Source organism: Alteromonas sp. KUL49 (assembly GCF_006538345.1).
Taxonomy (GTDB): Bacteria; Pseudomonadota; Gammaproteobacteria; order Enterobacterales; family Alteromonadaceae; genus Alteromonas.
The window spans coordinates 80,894-99,327 of record NZ_BJKL01000010.1; the positions used below are offsets into that span (position 1 = coordinate 80,894).

At 45.4% G+C, this 18,434-nt stretch carries 17 protein-coding genes and 1 pseudogene; 6 read left to right on the forward strand and 12 right to left on the reverse strand.

The window, feature by feature from the left end; all coding sequences use genetic code 11:
* Nucleotides 1-87: 87 nt before the first annotated feature.
* The 7 genes and pseudogenes from EYS00_RS16535 to moaB all read right to left on the reverse strand — a co-directional run bounded on the left by EYS00_RS16535 (nt 88) and on the right by moaB (nt 4,354).
* A complete protein-coding gene (locus tag EYS00_RS16535) occupies nt 88-1,116 on the reverse strand; it encodes an ATP-binding cassette domain-containing protein (RefSeq protein ID WP_130638580.1) in 1,029 nt (342 codons plus the stop codon).
* Nucleotides 1,095-1,784, reverse strand: a complete 690-nt coding sequence (gene modB, locus EYS00_RS16540) for a molybdate ABC transporter permease subunit (protein ID WP_130638582.1) — start codon at nt 1,782-1,784, stop codon at nt 1,095-1,097. The genes EYS00_RS16535 and modB overlap by 22 nt, the downstream gene beginning before the upstream one ends.
* The gene (gene modA, locus EYS00_RS16545) at nt 1,784-2,527 is read right to left on the reverse strand and encodes a molybdate ABC transporter substrate-binding protein (RefSeq protein WP_165399412.1); all 744 of its coding nucleotides are present in this window, start codon (nt 2,525-2,527) and stop codon (nt 1,784-1,786) included. The genes modB and modA overlap by 1 nt, the downstream gene beginning before the upstream one ends.
* Before the next feature lie 82 nt (nt 2,528-2,609).
* Nucleotides 2,610-3,092 (reverse strand): molybdenum cofactor biosynthesis protein MoaE, encoded by a 483-nt coding sequence (locus EYS00_RS16550; RefSeq protein ID WP_130638586.1) that lies wholly within the window; start codon nt 3,090-3,092, stop codon nt 2,610-2,612.
* Nucleotide 3,093: 1 nt separating this feature from the next.
* A complete protein-coding gene (locus EYS00_RS16555) occupies nt 3,094-3,348 on the reverse strand; it encodes a MoaD/ThiS family protein (protein WP_207301725.1) in 255 nt (84 codons plus the stop codon).
* Nucleotide 3,349: 1 nt separating this feature from the next.
* Nucleotides 3,350-3,846: pseudogene (gene moaC / locus EYS00_RS16560) on the reverse strand (cyclic pyranopterin monophosphate synthase MoaC).
* Between the two features lie 7 nt (nt 3,847-3,853).
* Nucleotides 3,854-4,354 (reverse strand): molybdenum cofactor biosynthesis protein B, encoded by a 501-nt coding sequence (gene moaB, locus EYS00_RS16565; RefSeq protein WP_130638588.1) that lies wholly within the window; start codon nt 4,352-4,354, stop codon nt 3,854-3,856.
* A gap of 169 nt (nt 4,355-4,523) precedes the next feature.
* On the opposite strand from moaB, the gene EYS00_RS16570 reads away from it, so the two are divergent.
* The 3 genes from EYS00_RS16570 to EYS00_RS16580 all read left to right on the forward strand — a co-directional run bounded on the left by EYS00_RS16570 (nt 4,524) and on the right by EYS00_RS16580 (nt 9,920).
* Nucleotides 4,524-5,288, forward strand: coding sequence for a molybdopterin-synthase adenylyltransferase MoeB (locus EYS00_RS16570; RefSeq protein ID WP_130638590.1), 765 nt, complete (start codon nt 4,524-4,526; stop codon nt 5,286-5,288).
* A gap of 26 nt (nt 5,289-5,314) precedes the next feature.
* On the forward strand, nt 5,315-6,436 hold the full coding sequence (locus EYS00_RS16575; RefSeq protein WP_130638592.1) for a succinylglutamate desuccinylase/aspartoacylase family protein: 1,122 nt from the start codon (nt 5,315-5,317) through the stop codon (nt 6,434-6,436).
* Between the two features lie 214 nt (nt 6,437-6,650).
* On the forward strand, nt 6,651-9,920 hold the full coding sequence (locus EYS00_RS16580; RefSeq protein ID WP_130638594.1) for a glycosyl hydrolase: 3,270 nt from the start codon (nt 6,651-6,653) through the stop codon (nt 9,918-9,920).
* Between the two features lie 56 nt (nt 9,921-9,976).
* Here EYS00_RS16580 and EYS00_RS16585 read toward each other — a convergent pair whose 3' ends face one another.
* The 3 genes from EYS00_RS16585 to EYS00_RS16595 form a co-directional block, all read right to left on the reverse strand.
* Nucleotides 9,977-10,468, reverse strand: a complete 492-nt coding sequence (locus tag EYS00_RS16585) for a CreA family protein (protein ID WP_130638596.1) — start codon at nt 10,466-10,468, stop codon at nt 9,977-9,979.
* 69 nt (nt 10,469-10,537) lie between these two features.
* Nucleotides 10,538-10,978 carry a flavodoxin domain-containing protein gene (locus EYS00_RS16590; protein WP_130638598.1) on the reverse strand — a complete coding sequence of 147 codons (441 nt, stop codon included), beginning with the start codon at nt 10,976-10,978 and terminating at the stop codon, nt 10,538-10,540.
* A gap of 18 nt (nt 10,979-10,996) precedes the next feature.
* Nucleotides 10,997-13,378, reverse strand: coding sequence for a zinc-dependent metalloprotease (locus EYS00_RS16595; RefSeq protein WP_130638600.1), 2,382 nt, complete (start codon nt 13,376-13,378; stop codon nt 10,997-10,999).
* A 220-nt stretch (nt 13,379-13,598) separates the two neighbouring features.
* Between EYS00_RS16595 and EYS00_RS16600 the strand changes: the two genes are divergently transcribed.
* The 3 genes from EYS00_RS16600 to EYS00_RS16610 all read left to right on the forward strand — a co-directional run bounded on the left by EYS00_RS16600 (nt 13,599) and on the right by EYS00_RS16610 (nt 16,487).
* Nucleotides 13,599-14,774, forward strand: coding sequence for a trans-acting enoyl reductase family protein (locus tag EYS00_RS16600; protein WP_130638602.1), 1,176 nt, complete (start codon nt 13,599-13,601; stop codon nt 14,772-14,774).
* Between the two features lie 115 nt (nt 14,775-14,889).
* Nucleotides 14,890-15,285, forward strand: a complete 396-nt coding sequence (locus EYS00_RS16605; protein WP_130638604.1) for a hypothetical protein — start codon at nt 14,890-14,892, stop codon at nt 15,283-15,285.
* 101 nt (nt 15,286-15,386) lie between these two features.
* Nucleotides 15,387-16,487, forward strand: coding sequence for a GGDEF domain-containing protein (locus tag EYS00_RS16610; protein ID WP_130638606.1), 1,101 nt, complete (start codon nt 15,387-15,389; stop codon nt 16,485-16,487).
* 3 nt (nt 16,488-16,490) lie between these two features.
* Here the strand turns inward: EYS00_RS16610 and EYS00_RS16615 are convergent, their stop codons facing one another.
* Both EYS00_RS16615 and EYS00_RS16620 read right to left on the reverse strand, forming a co-directional pair.
* The gene (locus tag EYS00_RS16615) at nt 16,491-17,720 is read right to left on the reverse strand and encodes an ATP-binding protein (RefSeq protein ID WP_130638608.1); all 1,230 of its coding nucleotides are present in this window, start codon (nt 17,718-17,720) and stop codon (nt 16,491-16,493) included.
* Entirely contained in the window at nt 17,717-18,430 is a 714-nt protein-coding gene (locus EYS00_RS16620; protein ID WP_130638610.1) for a response regulator transcription factor, read from the reverse strand. Before EYS00_RS16620 ends, EYS00_RS16615 begins: the two co-directional genes overlap by 4 nt.
* Nucleotides 18,431-18,434 lie beyond the last annotated feature (4 nt).

Below are 18,434 nucleotides of genomic sequence, written 5' to 3' on the forward strand. Positions count from 1 at the left end.
ATTTCTGTAGTCGCAGTAGCAACTATTTAGTTTACTCAAAACTTTACTAAATTTAGGGCAAATTGAAACTATCGACGAGCTTTGAGATCAGAGCGCTTTAAATCGCGCAACCACTTGTTGCCCCTTCTCAAGCCCAAGTCTCGATAACGACAACACGCTAATGCGAGAGTAAAAGCACTGATTACCCGCTTGTAAGGTAAGCAACACTTTTCCCGAAGTTTTTGCCTCGCTGTCATTAATCATTTTAATTTCACAGCACAGTGCATTGAGTATACTTGACTGCTCACTTTCTAACGAATTGTCCTTGGCAGGAATAGATATGCTCACATCACTGGCATATAAAACAAACTTAGCTCGACTATCCACCACAGAGCACTGATTCACAAACAGTGGTGTATTGTCGATGCTCACGATTTGTAAGGCATGAGCAGATTGCTCGGCAGTCTGTGTGACTTCGCCTTCGAGAAGGGCAAAAGGATTGCTTCCTAATTCATCTACCGACACCGCGTTTAGTACATCTTGAGTCATACCACTGTGTTGCTTGCGGCCCTTGTCGATGATTAATAGTGCATCGCTGAACAGGGCGAGATCTTGCCAATCGTGAGAGACATACACACATCTAAAATAGCCCGTTTCAGCGTTGGCCGACAAGAATCGATAGATTCTGTGTCTTCGCGTGATATCGATGGCACTTAACGCTTCGTCAAGTAGCAAAATGTCAGGGCCATTGAGTAGAGCTCTCGCAATAGCAACGCGTTGCCCTTCTCCACCAGAGAGTGTGGTAACTGGGCGCTGCAATAACTCACTGATTTCACACCCTTCGACAACCTTTTGGAATTCAATACTACCTTGCTTTGCATAGCGCTTAGAAAGCAAAAGATTGTCTTGCACAGAGAGATTTGGGAACAACATAGGCTGCTGAAACACCACGCCCACTCTGGCGGCATCAATGCCCCAATCTACATTGACCTTTGCGCTGGGCTCAGCACCCGCTAGTGCGCTGAGTAGGCTACTCTTTCCAGCACCTGATACTCCTGATACACCAAGCATTTTAGCCGCTGGTGAAAATGAGGCCGACAAGGAAACTCGCTGATTTAACGAGACTGAGAATTCCATCCAAGACCTCCTTTTCCGTTAAACCAGTACAATACCACCATCAACAGTAGTGAGAACGCCAGTAACACTAAAGACAACGTATGAGCGCCGGTATAATTCAACGACTCAACCTGTTCGTACAAGGCTATCGACACCACTTGAGTTTCATGTGGGATGTTCCCTCCAATCATCAGTACCACACCAAACTCACCCAAGGTATGTGCGAAGCTCAAACCAAATGCCACTGCAAAAGACGATTTGCACAGCGGAAGTACCAACTTTGTGGCAATGGCCAAAGGTGTAAGATGAAGGGATTTTGCTACCGTTAAATAACGATTGTCGAGTTGTGAAAAGCCACCATACAGAGGTTGCACCGCAAAGGGCAATGAATACAAGAGTGATCCCAAGACCAAGCCTTCAAAGCTAAACGCGAGGGTGCTACCAAAGGTATTGAGCCAAAACGCTCCCAGTGGACTGTCAGGGGAAAATGCAATAAGTAAATAAAAGCCTAATACCGTGGGGGGTAATACGAGAGGAAGCGCAATGATAGCCTGCACTATAGGCTTAAACCCACATTGCCACCGAGTGAGCCACCACGCCAGTGGCGTAGCAATAATCAAGAGTAGAACACTGGTCACTAGGGCCAATTTAACGGTGAGCCAAAGGGCGGGAAGATAGTCTAAAGGCATTACTCATTCGCCCCAGGTTCTACAATAGTCTCGTATCCGAGAGCAACTAGACGCTGTTGTATTTCAGCCGACAATAGAAAGTCCACAAAGGCATTAGCTCGATGTTTGTTATCTTGAAGGGCGGTAATGGCTAAGCTCTGTACTATGGGATCGTGTAAGTGAGATGGAACCTCTAGGATATCGTTTCGGTCTACCACCAGCGAGCGTGCAACAAATGCTACTGGCACATTACCCGACTCGAAAAACTGATAGGCTTGAATCACATTGTTGCCTTTGACCATTGACGCTTGTGCACATTCCCAAGCGTTTCCTTGCGACAATACTTTTTTTGCAGCCACACCGTAAGGCGCAATAGCGGGGTTTGCTATAGCTAGGCGTTGAGAGGAACCGCAAAATACGTCATCTAACTGCTGCCAATTTAGTGTATCCATATCGAATAGGTTTGCATCTACCATTAAAGCAAGCTGCCCTTTAGCGTATGGAAAAACGTCGTCGGCGTTTACTTTACCTGACGTAATAAGTGCATTTGGTCGTGCACTGTCGGCAGATAAAAACAGGTCAAACTGCGCGCCTCTAGATATCTGCGCAAACAGTGTTCCACTAGAACCCACGGAAATGCGTACTGGTATTCCCGTTTTTTCCGTGTACAAGGCGGCGATTTGCTTGGCCGGTTGAGAAAAGTTAGCTGAAACGGCTATTTTTAATGGGTCTTCGTCGTTCTGCGTGGCGAACGCGCAACTCACAAATATCATCGCAAAAAACATCATGGGTAAGGCGGCAGCCTTAACAGCCCAGCTAACCCCATGTGTTCGCCGACAATGCATGCTAATCTTTCTCTTTTGGCGTTAACCACGCCAACGCTGCGTGTTCGTCAGAGGCTTTCACCTCAACCCAATACTCACCATCAGCAGCAAATTCTTTCTTCCACAAAGGAACCGATTTTTTAAGGAAGTCCATTAAATAACAGGCTGCGTCAAAGGCAGATTTTCGATGGGAGGCACAGCATCCGACCCAAACGATTTGTTCGTTGTTGTGTAGCCGCCCTACGCGATGCACCACACCAATATTTCGCAATGCGAACTTATCCATGGTGTCCTGCGCTAGCTGAGTGAGCGCGGTTTCTGTCATCCCCGGATAGTGCTCCAGCGAAATACCATCAATGGTTCCATCGGCGTTTGTATCACGCACCAGTCCCGTGAAAGTCACGATGGCACCAACGGCGCCCGCATGCTCCTGTTGAGCTTGTGCAAGTAGCTCGTCGTACAAACCTTGTTGTGAAAAGTCGTTGGTGACTATTCGCGCATACATACTAGCCCCCAGTCACTGGTGGGAAAAAAGCGACTTCGTCACCCGCCGCTATTGGCGTGTCGGGCGTGCAGAGCTGCTGATTCTTCGCGCAAATCACAGTACCATCGAGGGCAAGCGCCCATTTGTCATTTTTTGCTTTCAAACTCAACAACACATCTGCAATGGTTTTATGGGCGTCCAGCGAGAACTCCAACTCACCTTCACCACTCACTTCGCGTACCTGAGCGAAGGTTTTAATAACAAGAATGTTTTCCATGTTAACAGCTCTGGATTGATGCTTGATTGTTTTGCCAATGGCCTGTCTTTCCACCTTTTTTATCAAGCACCCGAATGCCTTCAAAATGCATTGCCGGGTCAATCGCTTTGCACATATCAAACAATGTAAGCAGTGCCACATTTACGCCCGTTAACGCTTCCATTTCAACACCGGTTTTACCACTGAGTTTACAATAACACTGTGCGCGAATACGTTGATTTTCAATGTCGATATCAAAAGAGATATCAACTTTTGACAAGGCTAACGGGTGGCACAGCGGAATAAGATCAGCACAGCGCTTGGCTCCCTGAATACCGGCAACTCTAGCTACAGCAAATACATCACCCTTGGCAATTTTTCTTCACTGATTTGACGCAACACATCGGCGCTCGCATAAAGATAACCTTCGGCGGTGGCTTCACGAACGGTGATCGCTTTTTCGCTCACATCCACCATGTTGGCTTCACCGCCGGCATTTAAATGACTGAAAGTGCTCATACTCGCCTCACACTAAGTGCTTGACGAAGTTACACGGAGTAAAGTCTGCGTCTAACTGACTTGCGATAATCTTCTCCCACGCAGTGCGACAAGCACCTGTTGAACCGGGCAAACAGAAAATCACTGTGTTGTTGGCAAACCCTGCAATGGCACGAGACTGTATAGTGGATGTACCAATTTCTTCGTAGCTAATGTGACGGAAGAGTTCACCAAATCCGTCAACTTCTTTGTCGAATAACACGCTAATGGCTTCTGGCGTTGAATCACGATGGGTAAATCCAGTGCCACCAGTAATGAGAACGGCATGAATGTTTTTATCAACGATCCACTGAGACACAATGGCTCGTTGTTGATAGATGTCGTCTTTGACTAAATCCCGTGCTCCAAGCACATGACCAGCCGATGTGAGGGCTTCCACCAAATAATCCCCAGACTTGTCAGTTTCTAAGGTTCGTGTATCTGAGATAGTGAGAACGGCAAGGTTCAACGGCTGGCTTACAGTAGACATAAGAATTCCTAAAATGCGCTGCGAATTCCAAGCGGGTTTTGTTACAGTACATACCCTTGAAGTTGAGTACGACGCCCTAGGCTTTTGGAACTCATTAATTTTATCCAACAAATGTACCTTATTAAGTAAGGCTAAACACGTTGAATTCAATAACGAAATGTAAATAGCTATGCCTAAACCGCTTTCTCACACTGACGCCATGCGCTTTAACCGCCAAATAGTGCTTCCTCAAATAGATCTTGAGGGACAAGAGCGTTTGGCAGAAAGCCGCATTTTGGTTATCGGCGTAGGTGGACTTGGTAGTGCTGCGGCAAATAGCTTGTGCGCCAGCGGTGTGGGAAACCTCACCTTAGTGGATAACGACACCGTTGAGGCGACGAATTTACCTAGACAAACCTTGTTTGATGAAAACCAAATTGGTGAAGGAAAAGTCATTGCTGCTAAGCAGCGTTTGGAAGCCATCAACCAGGCATGTGCTATCACAGCCCTTTCCACTTCAATTCAAGCGCAAGATATCAATGCGTTGGTCGCACAACACGACGTAGTGCTCGATTGTACTGATAACACAGATAGTCGCGATGCCATTAATAAAGCCTGCGTAGAACAGGGCGTAGCTTTAGTGTCTGGGGCAGCCATCCGTTTTGAAGGGCAGCTATTTGTCTACAAGCCGAAAGCATCTGCTTGTTATGCCTGTCTTCGCACACTTTTTGACGCACCCGAGCTGAGTTGTACTGAGGCGGGGATATTTTCCCCCGTGGTAAATATTATTGGTATCTATCAAGCTATGCTTGCCATGCAGCTCATTATGGAGGTAGGTGAAGTACCGCTAAACGCCCTACTCACCTTTGATGGACTAGGTCACCAGTGGCAGCAATGGTCTTTGCCTAAACAGCCCAATTGCCCCGTTTGTGGTGAAAGCACCCATAAAAAATAGAACAAAACGACAGAGAGACTTCCAACATGACCATAGACGTGACTAAGCAACATATCGTTGTCGCGCAAAACGCCTCGGGACGTAACATGAACGTGCCAATATACCGATTGAGAGGCAGTCGCCCTGGGCCAACCGTATATATTCAAAGCTCAATACACGGTGCGGAAGTACAAGGTAACGTTGTCATTTATCATCTCATCCAGCGGTTAAAACAGTTGGATATTTGCGGTGAAGTTATTTTAGTGCCCAACTGCAACCCAGTAGGGACAAATATAAAAGCGGGTGAATACACTCTCGGGCGTTTCGACCCCGTTAACGGCACTAATTGGAATCGGGGTTATCACTATGTTCCTGATTTAGTGGCTGACTTTGCTAAAACCGTTACCCCAGAAGAATCCATAGAAGGCATTAAACGTCGTTTTCGCCAGTGCTTATCTACAGCCATTGATGAGAAGCTCGCCTCTCCATGGGGACTTGGTCTGGCGCAGCAGCTTAACCTTAAACTTCAACAAATCGCCGTTAACGCCGACTACGTCCTGGACTTGCATAATGGTCCAGTATCGACCCGCCATATTTATGTGCCGGAATACGCCAAGGCGAGTGCGACGTTATTTAACATTCCCCACTGTATTTTTATCCCTAATGTTTTTGCTGGCGCGCTAGACGAAGCGACCTTCTGCCCATGGTGGACACTGACCGAAGCGATAGAAAACAGCACTGGCAGAAAGGTGAACTTTGAGGTAGAAGCCTTCACCCTTGAAATGGGTAGCCAAGAAGTCATCAATTTTAAAGAAGGTGACGAGGATGCCGAAAGTATTCTGGCCTATTTAAATGCCAAAGGTTCTCTACACCAAAACGCAATTGCCCCCAAAGCTATCGACCGTGTAGGTGTGTATTTGAAGAACTACAAAACCCTATTTACCGATTGGGGTGGCATGGTGGAGTACATCGCAAAACCGGGGCAATACATCAAACAAGGGGAGCCATTAGCGCAAATCCTCAACATTGATGATTTGGACAATGAAAACGGCAGTCGAGTGTTAAGCGCTCCATGTGATCTTATTCCTATTTTGCACTTTCCGTCTGCATCGGTACTGAGTGGAACGCAGTTGTATAAGGTGTTTACTGAGTATGAGACTCTGACGTAAATCAACAATGCGTTTAAACGGTAGTATATCTCGCTCAACTACCTACCCCTTTGTGTGCTTTTTGCGTAATGTATATCCCGTTTTGTGTTAAGCATGAGCCTTGTGATGTAGCGAACTAGCTAAACAACTTGTGCTTAACCATACTCAACGAGTTTGAGTTTATATGACGCAAAGATGGGGCATACACCATCATGCACTTAACCCCGGGGTAACTATGAGCATAAGAAAAACAGCACTTCTCTCTTGCATGCTATCGGCACTGGTATCGCCACAACTAGCGCTTGCAAGTGAGGACACAACGACAAATCCACTCGCATCCATACCGCTGCGAAACATTGGTCCAGCGATGATATCGGGGCGAATCTCTGATTTTGCCTTTAACCCAAATAAACCTAACGAGTTTTTTGCCGCCACAGCATCAGGCAACTTGTGGAAAACCGAAAACAACATGACCACCTGGACGCCACTTTTTGAGCACGAAGGCGCATATTCCATCGGCGTTATCGAAATGGCACAGGGCAATGAGAACCTGCTCTGGATTGGTACGGGAGAGAACAACTCACAACGTTCAGTTGCCAATGGTGACGGCGTTTACAAATCATTAGACGGTGGTAAATCATGGACTAACATGGGGTTGAAAAACTCTGGTCACATCTCACAAATCTGGATAAACCCCACCAACCACGACGAGGTACTTGTTGCCTCTCAAGGGCCATTATGGAGTGACGGTGGCGATCGTGGTCTGTACAAGACTACCGACGGTGGTGAAACTTGGACGCGCATTCTGGAAATCGACCAATATACAGGTGTTAATGAATTTGTTGTCGACCCGCGAGATTTCGACAACATAGTGGTGAGCAGCTACCAACGTCGCCGACACGTGTGGACCCTCATTAACGGCGGCCCCGGTAGCGACATTCATAAAACCACAGATGGTGGTAAAACATGGCAAGTGGTCAGCGCCGGATTACCGTCCAAAGACATGGGTAGAATCGGTTTAGCCATGGCGCCGTCTGCACCTGACACACTCTATGCCATTATTGAAGGCGATAGTGCGCAACAAGGTTTGTATCGTTCAACGGATTTTGGACAGTCATGGGAAAAGCGCTCTGGACACATTACTTCAAGCCCACAGTACTATAACGAGATTGTGGTAGACCCTAAAAATCCAGACAGAGTGTACTCACTAGATACCTTTACTTCCGTGTCTGAAAACGGTGGAAAAAGCTTTGCGCCACTGTCTAACGAATTCCGCCATGTAGACGACCATGCACTTTGGATCGACCCGAATAATACCGACCACCTAATCATTGGTGGTGATGGTGGTGTTTATGAAAGTTGGGACCGCGGTCAACTATGGCGCCACGCGCAAAACCTTCCGTTAGCCCAGTTCTACCGTATTCAACCAGACAACGCTGAGCCGTTTTACAACGTATGCGGTGGTACCCAAGATAACAATTCACTTTGCGCGCCCTCTCGTACCGACGTGATTCACGGGATTACTAATGCTGATTGGACTATTGTCATTGGTGGCGACGGTTACAAACCGCAAATCGACCCTACTGACGAAAACACCATTTACGCTCAATACCAATATGGCGGCTTAGCTCGCTATGACAAGCGTACTAAGGAATTGGTGTCGATTACACCTCACCCCGATAGTGGTGAGAATGCCTACAAATGGAACTGGAATACACCTGTACTTATCAGCCCTCATAGCTCTACTCGGCTATTCTACGCTGCTGAAAAGGTATTTCAGTCGAATGACCGAGGTGAAAACTGGACTGCCATTAGTCCTGACCTTACGCGTCAAATGGATCGTAACCAACTAGACGTCATGGGAAGAGTGTGGAGCGTTGATACTATTGCTAAAAACGTGTCTACCTCTAAATGGGGGGCGATTATTGCCTTAAGTGAGAGTCCGATTAAAGAAGGGCTTATTTACGTGGGTACTGACGACGGTGTCATCAGCGTCACAGAAGATGGCGGTGAAAACTGGCGACAAGAAGACAGCTTTAGAGGCGTGCCTGACATGTCTCTGATTGAAGATATCATTACCTCTAAGCACGACGAAAATGTTGCTTATGCCACCGTAGACAACCACAAGCGTGGTGACTTTGCGCCATATGTATTGAAAACTACCAACAAGGGTAAAAGTTGGAAATTAATTTCGGGTAACTTACCTGAATGGGGGTCAGTACATACTATTGCAGAGGATCACGTCGACCCTAACCTCCTGTTTGTCGGTACTGAGTATGGCTTATTCTTCTCACAAAACGGTGGTGAGAGCTGGTCAAAAATGACTGGTGGATTACCTACCATTGCGGTTCGCGACATTGAAATTCAACAGCGTGAAAACGACCTTGTGGTAGGTACCTTTGGCCGAGGCATTTACATTGTTGACGACTATTCTCCGCTAAGAACAAATGCTGAAACTCTCACCGAGTCAGCCGCAACCTTGTTTGAAGTAAAAGATCCATGGCTATACGTCGAAGGGAATCAATACGGAAACGAACAAAAGGGTTCAAACGGTAATTCGTTATTTACCGCAGATAACCCGACCTATGGGGCCGTATTCTCCTACTACCTCAAAGATGGCTATACAACGCTAAAAGCTCAACGTCAAAAAAGCGAACAAGCCCTTGCTGCTGAGGGTGAAGATACGCCTTACCCAAGCTGGGACGCGTTAAGAGAGGAAGACAACGAAGAAGCGCCAAGTGTTTACATAGAAGTTAAAGACAGTAACGACAATGTGGTAAGACGTGTACCTGCAAGCACAGGTAAAGGCTTCCACCGTATTGCTTGGGATCTACGCTACCCGTCGTTTAGCCCCATTAACCTTGTTAAACCAAGTGGCTACATTCCACCTTGGGGCCACCCACCTAAGGGGCCTATGGCATTGCCAGGTGAATACACAGCAACGCTAATGAAACGTCAATTTGGAAAAGTTGAAGCCCTTGGTGTACCGCAAACCTTTACCGTGAAGTTGCTCAACAACAGTCCTGAAATTAGTACTGATCGCGAAGCCCTTCTGGCTGCTCAAATGCGTGCAGGTACTTTATACAGTAAAGTACAAGGTGCAGCGAAAAGCTACAGTGAGATTAAGTCTCGGATAAACCATGTGAAGCAAGCAATTGTTGAAGCCGTAAGTTCAACTGAAGATCAAGCACAGACGATTCGTGCGCTGAGCGAACGTTTGACCAATGTTGGCGTGCTGCTTTACGGCGACAGTGTCATTAGTTCTCGACAAGAGCCAGTACCATGGTCGGTAAGAGGCCGTAGTTCCTCAGTATACCGCAGCATCATCAACAACCAGTTTAATGTATCGGGCAACCACTTAACTTCGTTGGCGATTGCCGAAACTGAGTACCAGCGTGTGGCTGAACAGCTGTCGCAAATCAACGCAGAATTGGTTGAATTAGAAGCGCAAATGGATGCGATTAACGCGCCATGGACACCGGGTAGGACCCCAGCGTCTTTATAACGCTTTTCATCAAGTAAAAAAGCCGCCGCATCTGATGATGTGGCGGCTTTTTCATTTTAATTACTCGATTGAACGCTAGTTACGTCTACACCTGTATTCCACAAAGGCACGGTAGAAATACTGTGTTTAAAGCTTCCTGAGGTTTCCTTGGTACTGTAAGACAGGTAAATCAATGTGTTTGAATCTGCATCATAAATTCTGCGTAATTTCATATTCTTGAAAAATACGCTTTTCGATTTTTTAAAAATGACTTCGCCAGAATCTGACATATCAATCGCAGCAAGCATTTCAGCGGTGATAGGCCCCGTTTGGCGACATGCAATGGAGCTGTCTGATGGGTCTGAAAAATCCAAGTCTGCTTCTATACTCGAAATATGACAAGTAACACCTGTTACTATGGGGTCTTGTAAGGCATCAATTTTAATGTCTTTGGTGGTAAATACTCCCAAAGAAACATCCCCGACTTCACTGTCGCTACACGCCGACAATCCGATTAGCCCAACACTGACTAGTCCAATAAAAACAGCCTTTTTAAGATAATGCGTCATAAAAATTCCCTCAATGCTTTTACAGGCAGTCTAGCAAATCACAATGCTAACTTCTAAGCACGGGAAAGGTTACTCAGGTAAATTATTCATTACCCAGTCGTAGATAGGAATATCGGTATGATTGTTATTGTATGCATCTAGAGTGAGTATGTCGCTTAATGGCTTTGCGCCCGCATTGCGAAGGGCATCATCAAGTAAGCAACCAGCCGTACCAAATTCTTTATAGCGACTGTCGCCAAAATTTAAAATCAAATACTCGCAATCAGGCAACAAATATTGCTGCCTAATTAACTGCAAATAGATACGCCTAAGATATGGAGAAAATTCTCCTGCGCCAGTGTTAGATACAAAAAACACCACCGTTTGCGTAGGCGCAATTAGTACATCATCTAGCGTTGAATATTCGTGAAAATGTATCTTGTAAGTGCTAGCGAGTTTCTCGCGTAAATCACAGGCAAACCCTCGGGAAGTGCCTGTGACTGAACCTACAACAAAGTGAAGAGTTTTCATTGTTATTGATAATTCACCTTAAATCGGAGAACCCGGTGGTAGCGCAGGTACAACAAATCCTCCCGTCCACTCTCCCGTTTCAAGATAAGTCGACAGCTGGTTATACAAGACTTCATCTGCATCTCGTTTACTATCATCATCTAGCCACTCTTCAAATTCCAACAAGGCGCTTTGAATGGACAATTTAGCTTCTGACGATAGCTGAGGTGACGTTACCGCCGCCATGACAGCGTTTATAGATACCATTTGTAAACGCACATCAAGATTGTCAGTGGCGCGTTTATTACTATACCAATGTGTTTCTAAAATCTTGGACACTAGCTCTCCAGCACTCGGTAGTTTGTCTACCATGCCACTTTGATACTGCAAACGATTTAGCCTTTCTGGGTGAAGTAGTAGCGAGAAAGCAAAATTTGCTGCCGATGCCCCTGCACTAATAGGGTCAAGCATTAGCCCCATACGGCCGTTAAAGTGCTCGCGAGTGATATCATCGCCATATGAGGTGGGAGGAATAATTGATAACACAGCTTCAGGCATGGCTAGATAACTCGACTGAGTTGCCGAAATCAATTGCTCAATAGCCTTCAATTGTGTTGATGGAGCGACAAAGGTTTGCCCTTTTATTTCGCCGTAATCACCTTTGCGTTCATATTCATAATTTAAGCCCCCCACTTGCTTTGCAACCGCCTCCAATTGGAAACGATGCAATAAATAAATGGGAACAAGGGCATTTTCTAGAGACGATAGACTGTCGCCATCTCGCAAAGTATCTAGCCCCATGTTCTTTAGTGCATGAGCACGAATAGCGGATAGCTCTTCAAAAGCGACCAAAGGATCACTGCCGTTCTCCCACATATGACCGGTTGACGATCCGTGACGAGCACTACGAGTATCAGCATCAGATTTAAATAATAATCCCGCATCACGTGAGGTTTGAATAATACTTGCTAATCCTGATGTCTCAGCATCTTGAGATACAAAATCTTGATAACCATAGGCCACAGTGTGCAAATCCCATGCGCCCATACCTTTATCGTAAGCATCCTCCAACACAATTTTGCCTCTGACTAGGGAAATTTTTGGATGGGGGTAGTCCATCACTGATGCGCGGCCGTTTTCACTCGCCGCAAAGTTATGAGCGATACCCAAGGTGTGGCCTACTTCATGGGCAGACAACTGTTTAATACGATCAAGTGCCATTGTCTGTTGTTCAACGGTATCGTCGTTTCCATTGCTAAACGGGCTTGTAAGGCCAAGGGCAATCAAGTAATCCTGTCGCACTCGCAACGAACCCAATGTAACGTGCCCTTTAATGATCTCTCCAGTGCGTGGGTCAACCACAGATGAGCCATAAGACCACCCTCGAGTAGCACGGTGCACCCAATTGATCACATTGTACCGCACGTCCATAGGGTCAGCGCCCTCAGGCAGCACTTTGACTTGGAAAGCATCTTTATAACCAATCGCTTCAAATGCTTGATTCCACCATTGTGCACCTTCTTTTAGCGACGACATTACAGGCTCTGGAATACCAGGATCAAGGTAATATATGATTGGCTCAACCGCTTCACTCACATCCGACTCTGGCGATACTTTTTCCAGTCTATGGCGGGTAATAAATCGTTGTTCAGTAGCTGCGTCAATGGGAGTTGCGTAATCAAAATAGCGGAATTTCCAGTAACCTGAATAAGGATGATAAACCCTAGGTTCATAGCCTGCCGGTGGGAGTGCGATAAACGAATGATGCAGATGTACTGAAATACTGATGGGGTCAGGTGTCACCTGAGAAACAAATTCTCCCGGCTTAGTCCCGCCATAGGTTACTAACGCCTCCAGTTCTGTATTCTCAACAAATGCTTTGGTTCTGGGTAAGTAGACACCACTACGAGAGCTATCAGCCTTGAAGCTACCTTGACCACGGCCGCTTAATCGGTTTGATATACCGTGAATATCACTGAACAAATAAGGAGTGTAATCGATCAACACACTTTCTTCAGATATAGCTACGATCTTAAAACCCGCAATCACTGAATCGGCAAAAGCTTCATCAATACTGCTGCGCTCGGCTTGATTGTCCGTAACAGCGCGATAATCAGTGTTCAATTGCTTGAGTAGCAACTTGTTGCCAAAACGCTGAAAGACTACCAAGCGAGTTTGACCCAGCTGACCCCGATCCAAACCAATATCGTTGGATCCTACACCATGGGGCAAGCTACTTTGAAAGAGGTATTGCGTATCGCCAACGGGCACAGCAAGAAACACTTTGTCTTTGCTTTCGTCGTAATAAATGGGGATAAGCCCGTCGCGTTTCTCCATGTTTTGAGTGTAATCGGAGATAGTAGGCACATCCGCCCACACCGATGACACAAAAAGCATCAAGGTGATAAGGTATTTTTTCATTATGATTCCCTGTCAAGTACTTGTTGTTTGTTATGAATTCATCAATCGGACATTCTTTGAACGCCGATTATTGCGTACTTGTTGTACTACGTTACCCCACCAATCATCGTATTACCAGTGAGCAATTCATTTCTTAAATAGACTGTTATTACTGAAAAAAATGATACCTATTCTATGCTTTGCGTATATTTGATGAACCACAACAAATAGGACTCAATTTATGGCATCTACTCGTGAATTTGATGTAGTGATTTTTGGTGCTACAGGCTTTACCGGAAAGCTAGTCGCAGAATACTTTCAAGCACAATATGCTGATAATGAATCGATACGCTGGGCAATTGCTGGACGTAACGCCGACAAGCTAGAAAGCGTTAAGCAGGCGCTCTCAATTAGCGATAGTGTGGCATCTATCGTAGTTGACAGCGATGATGATGAGGCGCTCTCAAACCTAACCAAGCGCACTAGTGTGGTGCTTACTACCGTTGGTCCGTATCAAATATACGGTGAGAAATTATTGGCAGCGTGCGTAGAAAACGCCACCGGCTACACAGACTTATGTGGAGAACCGGCATGGATGCATCAAATGATTGGAAAATATGAAGCTCGCGCGAAAGAAACTGGAGCCAACATTGTATTCTCATGTGGTTTTGATTCGATACCTTTTGATTTAGGGGTCTACTATTTCCAACAACATGCAAAAGCGGAGACGGGAAAGACGCTGAAATACGTCAAAGGCCGAGTAAGAGCCATGAAGGGTACGTTTTCTGGCGGTACGGCAGCAAGCTTAAAAGCGACGATGGCAGCAGCATATCAAGACAAGTCAGTTCTTGCGGCGCTGAAAAACCCCTACTCTCTAGCCAACCCTGCGAATACCCATCCACAACCAGACGGAAATACTCCGCACCTGGATGAGTCTCTAAACTCTTGGTCAGCACCATTTATAATGGCTGCAATTAACACGAAAAACGTCCACCGATCTAATCACTTAGCAGGCTACCCTTATGGTGAAGACTTTCAGTATGACGAAATGCTGCTGACAGGTCCTGGTGAAAAAGGCCAAGCTATGGCGCAACATGTTGCTGAAGACAAGTCACTTGCCAGTGATGATGGTCCGAAACCCGGTGAAGGTCCGAGCAAAGAAGAGCGCGAGACCGGCTTTTATGATGTGATGTTTGTGGGCCAAACTGACGACGGCAATCTGTTAATTACTTCGGTAAAAGGTGATAAAGATCCAGGGTATGGTTCTACCAGTAAAATGATTTCAGAGTCTGCGTTGTGTTTGGCTAATGATGTGAATCTACCTGGTGGTTTCTACACGCCAGCGGCAGCGTTTGGCGACGCCATTATTCAACGCTTAACGAAAAAAGCAGGCCTTACGTTCACAATTGAGCGATAGCAGAAACGAGAAAGCAACAAAATCAAGGGGCATAACGGCCCCTTGATCCATATCAACCCTAGTATCAAAGGATTTGTGCACAATACCATCACCCAGTCGCCGCCTTTAAAATTTAATGAGCGAAAATCATTTCAACGCTTCGCATGTTTTGCCCAAGAGTGACACATCCTTTCGTGTTTCTATTCGCAAAGCTGCAGAAATAGCCATTTCTGATAAGCCTGTTTTTGGCGCGCATGTCACCTTGTTTCCTGCGTCACTGCGCGAAACCAACTTTGTCGCTCCCCCAAGTTGTTTGCTAGGTTGGCTCGACCACAATCGATTAGATCATTTAGTCATCAAACCTACTGTGTTATTGCCAGGTGAAAACGTAGATGTGAGCGCACTCAGAACGCAGTACTTTTTTGCTGACGATGGCACACTGAGAACCACTCAGCCACTGAAAATTCGACTGCTAGCGAGTACCCCACAAGATATACATCACCATGGTTGGATGTTGTTTTCACCACTATAAAATCAATACAGTTCAAGGATATAATTTATATCTATCGTCGAATTTTTCATGCGATGCTCTATACTCAACGTTAAAGCGGTAACTGTTACCAAGGCAGCACTTTGAAGTTGATACCTGCGACATACTTTTTCGATAAAGAAACCGAAGCAAAATTCCAAGTACACATCAACAAGAGCTCTCATCGCCTTGTTGCCATCATGTTTTACATTCTTATTGCACTGCTTTCCGCGTTTTCCTTAACCGACCTATTTAGCGGCGCTTTCACCAAAAATGCGCTGGAAAATGCCCTTCGCATGGTAATGATAGCGCTTTCAATAGTGTGTATTTACAGAACCAGTAACAAATACTCGGAAAATGCTGACAAACGTTTTTTGTTCTACGCCGCAGTATTTACTGTAACAAGCGTAGGACTATTCGGAAGTGTTGCTCATGGTCATGGCGAGCTGAACGAAGGTGGTCCAATGTTAGTCTCGGCAGCAATAATCACGCTTCCCATGTTACACCTAGGTCATAAACTGATTCTCTGGAGCATTATGGGAGCTGGCCTCTTCATTATCCAGAGCTTCACAGGGATTTCGTTGTACTGGGCCATTTTTTATTTCATTGCCATGACAGTTATCATGATTATTCTGCAATACCAGCTCGATGTATTATTGAGAAATCAATTTCGCGCCCAGTTGGTTGAATCTGAAAAAGCCAAAACGGATAAGTTGACGGGTCTATATAATCGATACAGCTTCGATACAAATTTTAATAAACTGCTTAAAAATCTAGCGCCCACAGATACGCTGTGGTTGGCCATGCTTGATATCGACTATTTCAAGAAATACAACGACAACTATGGTCATTTAGAAGGCGACAGAGTGCTAGTTAAAGTTGCCGACTTACTAAGCAAGCAACATGCTGATATGGTGGTTCGTTTTGGCGGTGAAGAGTTCATTTTAGTAAAAACAGGACCAACGTGTGACCTCCCATGGCTGTCTGATTTACCCGCTCAATTTCGAGATCTCGCAATACCACATAAATACTCACCACTGTCACATGTTACGGTATCCGTAGGCGTAGTCTCGGTATCAGGAAGCACTGAACATGTCACCACAACTGCGTTATTAACGGTTGCTGATGAGCTGATGTACTGCGCTAAATCAATGGGTAGGAACAGAGTTACCAGTCAGACATATGCACATCAAGATAGTCAATAGCGACTAAGTCATTCGAGGCCAACGCAAACACATTTTAGCACCGCCCAAGCGTTGAGAGGTTTCAATCGAAAAGCAACCACGGTGTTTCAGTGCCGCAGTTTGTACAATATACAAACCTAACCCAAAACCAGACGTTTCATCTTGCTCATCACTTCCCCGTTGAAACACTTGAATCAGTTGTGTCGCTTCGTCGCACACCCCGGGCCCATCATCTTCAACGGTAAGGCTGTACTCATCACCAACAATCGATATATCTACCGCAATTGTTTTGCGAGCATAGCGAATCGAGTTAATGATCAAATTCTGTAGTGCGAGTAACATGAGATTGCGGTCGAAGTTAGCTTTTTCCGTATTGTGCGTAAACCTAATATCAAGCGTGTGTCGATGCATTGCATATTTAGGAGCAATCACCTTGAACAATGCGCGAATGTAATGGACTTTTTGACAAACGAGTACGCTCGCATTATCTGCCTTTGCAAAATTGAGATACGTTTCCAACATTGCTTCTATTTCGCGAATATCATCAAACAGTTGCTTTTTGTCTTCCGATTCAATGGATGGAGACAATATTTCAAGCAAAAACTTCATACGACTCAAAGGCGTCCTAACTTCATGTGAAAGTGTTCGCGACAAATCTCTATGAAGCTGCAATAGACTGACTAGTTTTTCTGACATCGTCGACAAGGCACTAGCGAGTGGGTAGATGCTCGAAGACCTAGTAATAGATAGTGGAATGTGCTGGGGCTTTACTCCAAATCTTATTGCCTGACGTTGCAACGCAAATAAGTCCTTGAACAGCGGGCGCATGAAGGCGAGTAGTGTCAGACCTAAGCATCCATAAAAAACGACAATCAAATAAGGGACGTAATCTGACTTTGGTGGCTCTGAGTAAAACGGCCCAAAACGCAATGCCTGCTCATGTTTATTAGATATACGATAATAAAATGTAAGGCCATGAGTATCCAATAAAGACACCGTTTCTCCCTTCAGCAGTCTAGCCTGTAGATTCGGTGTTAAGGCTAAATCTTCCAGTAATACATAAGAAAAACGAGGGAGTTTTTGTTCGCCCCCAGATTCAAATTCCTGCTCATATGCCGTAAAGAGGTAATCTACGTTAATTTGATATTCTGTCGTTTGTTTTTCTAAAGCATTAATTAGCTGGTTAAAGGAAAAAACCAGTAAACAACCTACTAGCAAAATTAAGCCGTAAAGACGATAGAACTGGCGTTTCATGAAGAATGTTCAACTGTTGTCGGTGGCTCGTAAGCCAATACATACCCTTTTCCCCACACAGTACGAATACTTAATCCCGGAATGGCAAGACCTTGTAACTTCTTACGCAGACGCATTGTTCTTGCATCAATAGTACGATCAAGCCCGTCATATTCCCGTTTCATCAACTCGTTAAAGATAAACTCTCTTGTCAGAGGCCTGTCCTTGTACTGTGCGTAAATCCACAACAATTCAAATTCATGGTGTGTAAAATTTAGTGCTTGCTCTTGATAAGTAACGGTTTCTGCATTTTTGTCGAGAATTAAGCTATCACCTATTGAAAGGGTTGAACAATCGTACTCTCGCGGCCCTTCGCGCAAATTAGCTCTAATCCTAGCGAGTAACAACTGAGGATGTACAGGTTTTGTAATGTAATCTACCGCCCCCAGATCTAACCCCTTGATTTCGTCTTTCACGTCGGTAAGTGCGGTGAGAAATATAATAGGTGCATCACATACTTCTCGGAGCTTAGGGAACAGCGCGAAACCATTTCCATCGGGCAACATTACATCGCACAGTATCAAATCGAAGGTCATTTCTCTTATGTCTTCTATATCGGCTGCATTAACCTTATGTTCGACAGTATAGCCATGAGGTGTAACATAGCGGGTAATAAGGTTCGCTAGCTTGATGTTATCTTCGATAAGTAAAATAGACGTATTTAGAGCCATAAGT

Bases quoted from the DNA above. Each gene is read 5' to 3' on its own strand.
- EYS00_RS16535 (WP_130638580.1), bottom strand. From the start codon at position 1,116: ATGGAATTCTCAGTCTCGTTAAATCAGCGAGTTTCCTTGTCGGCCTCA.
- modB (WP_130638582.1), bottom strand. From the start codon at position 1,784: ATGCCTTTAGACTATCTTCCCGCCCTTTGGCTCACCGTTAAATTGGCC.
- EYS00_RS16550 (WP_130638586.1), bottom strand. From the start codon at position 3,092: ATGTATGCGCGAATAGTCACCAACGACTTTTCACAACAAGGTTTGTAC.
- EYS00_RS16555 (WP_207301725.1), bottom strand. From the start codon at position 3,348: ATGGAAAACATTCTTGTTATTAAAACCTTCGCTCAGGTACGCGAAGTG.
- moaB (WP_130638588.1), bottom strand. From the start codon at position 4,354: ATGTCTACTGTAAGCCAGCCGTTGAACCTTGCCGTTCTCACTATCTCA.
- EYS00_RS16570 (WP_130638590.1), top strand. From the start codon at position 4,524: ATGCCTAAACCGCTTTCTCACACTGACGCCATGCGCTTTAACCGCCAA.
- EYS00_RS16575 (WP_130638592.1), top strand. From the start codon at position 5,315: ATGACCATAGACGTGACTAAGCAACATATCGTTGTCGCGCAAAACGCC.
- EYS00_RS16580 (WP_130638594.1), top strand. From the start codon at position 6,651: ATGAGCATAAGAAAAACAGCACTTCTCTCTTGCATGCTATCGGCACTG.
- EYS00_RS16585 (WP_130638596.1), bottom strand. From the start codon at position 10,468: ATGACGCATTATCTTAAAAAGGCTGTTTTTATTGGACTAGTCAGTGTT.
- EYS00_RS16590 (WP_130638598.1), bottom strand. From the start codon at position 10,978: ATGAAAACTCTTCACTTTGTTGTAGGTTCAGTCACAGGCACTTCCCGA.
- EYS00_RS16595 (WP_130638600.1), bottom strand. From the start codon at position 13,378: ATGAAAAAATACCTTATCACCTTGATGCTTTTTGTGTCATCGGTGTGG.
- EYS00_RS16600 (WP_130638602.1), top strand. From the start codon at position 13,599: ATGGCATCTACTCGTGAATTTGATGTAGTGATTTTTGGTGCTACAGGC.
- EYS00_RS16605 (WP_130638604.1), top strand. From the start codon at position 14,890: ATGAGCGAAAATCATTTCAACGCTTCGCATGTTTTGCCCAAGAGTGAC.
- EYS00_RS16615 (WP_130638608.1), bottom strand. From the start codon at position 17,720: ATGAAACGCCAGTTCTATCGTCTTTACGGCTTAATTTTGCTAGTAGGT.
- EYS00_RS16620 (WP_130638610.1), bottom strand. From the start codon at position 18,430: ATGGCTCTAAATACGTCTATTTTACTTATCGAAGATAACATCAAGCTA.